Source organism: Candidatus Cloacimonadota bacterium (assembly GCA_011372345.1).
Taxonomy (GTDB): Bacteria; Cloacimonadota; Cloacimonadia; order Cloacimonadales; family TCS61; genus DRTC01.
Genome location: DRTC01000292.1, coordinates 1 through 4,683, shown reverse-complemented (window position 1 = coordinate 4,683; position 4,683 = coordinate 1). Strand labels below are relative to the sequence as shown.

Genomic DNA, 4,683 nt, shown 5'->3' with positions numbered 1-4,683 from the left:
AAGAAGATGATCCTCCTTCGCTAAAGCTTCGGAGGATAAATCTAAATGAAATAGTACCTCACGAAAATCCCCTCTTGAGAGGGGTACGACTTTAGCCGTGGGGTGTGTAACCTTCGCAATGGTTGAGTATGATTGATACAAACTGAACTCCATCTAACTAAAGTTGATGAAGTCCAATTTGTTTGGATTCTACTTGAAACGAAGTTTGAGTTGAAAACAAACAAATTTATTTCTTCAAATCCCAGCTAAATTCCAGCGGGGATTTTTTATTTGACATAAATAAAAGCAATTTCAAGTTTGTCACATCGGAAAAATTGGAAACCTGATCTGAAAGTATTGTCCGGAAATCGGAATTAATGATTTATACAATCAGGGAGGTGAAAAATGGAAAATTTTTACTGTAATCTTTAAATCACTCATAAAATCTAATAATGAATAACATTAATGATATTAAAAAAATTAGTTACTGTAAAAGCATTTAGTAATTTCTATATTCTTATTATTCGGAATTTAAGTTTGTTGTTGATGAGACTGAAAAAACCTTATAACTCCTTTAACTGTTTAACAATTGTCCAAAATGATTTTTTTTTAACAATTGTCCAAAATGATTTTTTGAATGGATTCGGTTCTTTATGAATTAAAAATATTAAAATTATTTTTTAAAATCAAGTTCAAATTATTGAACAAAGGAGGAATCATGAAACAAGCAAAAATCAAGTTTTATTTTGCTATCATCATTATTTTAACAATGAGTCTTTCATTATTGAATGCACAAAATATCATTTCCGTTCAGGATGGAGATTGGGGAGATCCTGATACCTGGAACCTTGATCGCTATCCCGACACTGGAGATTGGGTTTTGATCGATCAGGGAAACTCGGTAAGATTAGATTTGGAATCCGCCTGGGATTGGCTCGATGATGTTTACCAGAGATTAGACATCGAGGGAACACTTTATCCGGAAGTGTTACCCGATTATTTTCATCGAGTAAGACTGAGAGCAGATGACGAAATACATATCGGTCTAAACGGTCGTTTATTAGGTTTTGATATCAATAATTTTAGAGAACCCGATAATACCGGCGTCTCGGTTATGTTAATACTCGAAGCTGAAACCATAGATATCGAGGGAGAAATTCTGGGCGGAAATAATTTCCAATCAAATTGGGGTGCTGCTATCTGGTCAACAATTCCTACTTATATCCGGATTGGAAATATTTCCAACTTGCAGACTTTACAAGATTTTTTATGCAGCGGAACAATAACTGCCGGAAGTGGTGTAATGGGACAAAACCTGCTTTCGAGAGGAGGAAATATCCGTTTCTTTGTTGGTAATAACTTTATTAATGCCGGTACAATTCAAGCAGGAAATGGTTATGCTCAAGGTGAACCGTTTGCCAGAGGAGGAGATATTATTATTCGGCTTCCTCATAACATCGATGGTAATGGAGGTCGAATTCTCGGAGGATTCGATATGGGTCCGGATGGACAAACAAATACAACCTGTTCTAATATTCTATGGATCGGATGTCCTTATTTTGATAACACAAATGATATCATTTCATTTAGTGGACCGGGAACACAGATCGATCGCTTCGGTTTGCTGACCTTTAGAGCCCGGAATTGGGAACCGATAACGACTATCGATCTCTCAAATCTCGATTTACAGGCAATTCAAACCAGAAAACATTATAATCGTGTTGTAACTGATCCAACCGGACCGGCAAGAGGTGGTTCAATGCGGAGTTGTTACAGGCAGGAAAGTTTTGTTGATCTAACCGGTAATCCTGAGGGAGTAAATGTCCTTGTTTCCGAAGAAGAGGATATTGGTGGTGTTCCTGCTTACATTTATTTCTCACGACCTGAATTAGATGCGAACATATTGTTGGACCCGGAAGTTGATCTCAATGAAATCTGTGAACCTGATCCAATCTTCCTTAATCAAAGGCAATTGGATACTTTATCGATGAGTTGTCTTTATCCGGGATTTCCGGATATTTCCGAAATGTCCGAACCTTATCTTATCCCCGGATTAGGATTTCCGGGAGAAATGGCTCATATTCCAATTCGCTTTGTTAATCTTGGAGAACGCTATGATTTTCATATCGAGATCAGTGATGAACTCGGCTATTCTTTCTATCCCAATGATGTCTGGGTATATTCTTATGATGATCCTGATACAACCTTCACCATTGATGTTCAGATTCCTTATTCCGCACCTATTGGAACAACGAACAATTTTCAGATAACATCATCGACCTATCCGGAAGGAGATTATCCTGATGTTATCAACTGGAAGGTTGTGGTAGTTCCTCCGGTTAAAGTTTATCCGGAAGGTGATTTTTACACAGAACCCGGACAAACAGATACGATTACAGTTACGGTTTATAATCATTCGGATAATCCGGAAAATTTTAATGTTTATTCTTATACGGAAGAATGGAGTGTCTGGCCCCCTTCTCGGAGTTTATATATTTATGGACACGAATCGGGAAATGTTGATTTTTATTTCCAGGCAGGTGCGGAAAGACAGGATGATTCCAACTGGTTCGCCTTTAAAGCAGAATATGATTCCCATCCGAATTACTGGGATACGGACACAACTTATGTTTATCTTGCCGGAGTCGAACCTCCCCAGAATGTTATGATTGGAATTGTCGATGATATTGTTACTATTTCGTGGGATGAAGTTCCAGGCTGCACTTATAATGTTTATTCTTCCTCTGATCCGTATGAACCTTTTGAATCATGGTTTAATGAAATTTCCGGAATTCCGGAAACATTCTGGTGTGAGCTTGTGAGTGAGAAGAAATTCTTTTATATAACTGCTGCGAGTGATTAAAATAGTTCCTGAAGTAATGTATTGAAGTCTGTAAAATATGTATAAACTCCTAAAAATTATTTACTATCAGGAAATTTGAAATCGTAAAATTTTAGAATAAAAAAAACTCTGAAAGAGTTTCATATCAATTGCCACAAGAGAATCTTGTGGGAAGGAAATGACGAAAAACTCTGAAAGAGTTGAATATGCTGCTCATTCCTATTTTTTATTTGGGAATGTTAATTTTGGAAAAGTTTTACTTTGATCTTTATAATGAAGCATTTCTCGAAATAAAATTTCTTTCCAATTATATTCCCAAATAAAATTTAGGAACAAGCATAAGTTCAATCCGTCTATAACCGGATTGTGAGCTTAACCTATCTATTTCCATAGATTCCACCTATGGCTATTAATTTTTAATCCTTTCAGGATAAAAAAAAGAAATTAATCCACTTAAATAGTGATCTTTTTTCAAAACTCGTTTTTGAAGAAAAATATAAATCAACAACTCTCCAAATCAATAAATCACCAAATTCATTTATTGACATTTTATCTCGCATATCTAAAAAAGGTTTTGTCTTTGTGAGGTAAGGATCATGAGTAAGAAGTCGCTCATATTTTTCATTATTTTGTTATTATTCTCAACCTCAGGTTTTGCCTGCGATATGATGGCTATGATCTCTTTAAACGGACATTCCATTTCAGAACTATCCGAAATCAACGGAGGTTTTAACGATCCTTTTGATTTCTTTGATTATATGAAAGAACGCTCGGATTCGCTGTTGAATAATGATGGTTACGGAGTTTTGTATTATAAAAATGATGAAACGATTCTGGATACAACGCAAATCTGGTATAAGATCGGTCATCAACGCTGGTATGGAGACGGAACAGAAGAACCTCTCGATACTGCGATTGCGGATATAATGAGTGAGAATAATTATCCGGTGATCGTGCTGGGACACGACAGGAATGGTTCAACCGGTTACGGCAGTCATCCGTTTACATTTGCCTGGCAGAATACTACTTACACTTTTATGCACAACGGAACTGTTACCGGTGATATCAAAGCAGCGATGATGAATTATCTCGGAGAGGAATGGTTTCATAGACATCCATCCAATTGGAACGGACAGTTCGGGATTTTGAATTCTTTTATCGATAGTGAGCTTCTCTTTCATTACATTATGAAATTTGTATTAGAAAATAATGGAGATGTGGAAGTCGGGATTTATTTTGCTTTGAATAACAGGGATGTTCAGGGATACAATCTGCCGGAAGAATTATCTGATGGAAGTCCGGTCATTAATTTCGTCATGTCGGATGGTGAATCTTTATACATCTTCCGCAATTCAGTGGTTAGCGGGAATTCCGGGAATCTTTCTTATGAACGATTTCGAACCGGATTTTACGGGATCAAAACTCAAAATCCTTTAGCAAATGTTATTGAACAAAATTCATTAGTGATCATTTACCGCGACGAACATCCGCAAATTATTCCATTTTATAATCCTCGCTTCTCCGTGCAGAATGTGATTGGCTATTTACCTTTTGAAGTAAGTTTTACCGATGAATCTCTCGGTGAACCGACAGACTGGCAATGGGATTTCCAGAACGACGGTATTTATGATTCCATGCTTCAGCATCCGACTTGGATTTATGGTTCCCCCGGAATTTATGATGTAAAGTTAAAGATTTGCAGTCCTGCTTTTACTGATTCGATCATCAAACACAACCTGATCACAGTTTTCGATACGATCCCTCCCCCAAAACCAACCGGAGTTCAAATCGCGATTTACGGAAATGATATTGCTTTGACCTGGACAGAGAATGATCCAACTCAATCCGGAAGTAATATTTTT

2 protein-coding genes are annotated in these 4,683 nt (G+C 36.8%); both read left to right on the top strand.

From position 1 onward, the window contains the following. The first annotated feature begins 697 nt into the window (after positions 1–697). On the top strand, positions 698–2,842 hold the full coding sequence (locus tag ENL20_05735; GenBank protein HHE38056.1) for a hypothetical protein: 2,145 nt from the start codon (positions 698–700) through the stop codon (positions 2,840–2,842). Between the two features lie 575 nt (positions 2,843–3,417). Continuing rightward, the coding region (locus tag ENL20_05730; protein ID HHE38055.1) for a hypothetical protein at positions 3,418–4,683 on the top strand (1,266 nt) is incomplete at its 3' end.